The sequence below is a fragment of the Peptoniphilus sp. HMSC075B08 genome (assembly GCF_001815405.1).
Taxonomy (GTDB): domain Bacteria; phylum Bacillota; class Clostridia; order Tissierellales; family Peptoniphilaceae; genus Peptoniphilus_A; species Peptoniphilus_A harei.
This window is the reverse complement of sequence record NZ_KV820458.1, coordinates 1-217: the sequence shown is the minus strand read 5'-3', so window position 1 is coordinate 217 and position 217 is coordinate 1. Positions and strand designations below refer to the sequence as shown.

Annotated in this window: 1 protein-coding gene; it reads left to right on the top strand. The window is 29.0% G+C overall.

Features of this window, described 5'->3' with window-relative positions; all coding sequences use genetic code 11:
* A partial coding sequence (locus HMPREF3023_RS06640; protein ID WP_168165801.1) for a Rib/alpha-like domain-containing protein occupies positions 1 to 217 on the top strand: 217 nt, incomplete at both ends.

Genomic DNA, 217 nt, shown 5'->3' with positions numbered 1-217 from the left:
CAACAATAAATAATGAAGATATTATTAAAGAAAAAGTCCCTTATCATGGTCAAATAAATCTTTTAGATAATATTAAAAATCTACCAGATGGAGCAGAAGTTGAAGATATTAGTGATCCAATAGACACTAAAGTCCCAGGAACATATAAAGGAAAAGTAAGAGTAATCTTTAAAGATGGATCATCGAGAATTGTTGAGATTCCAATTGAAGTATCAGA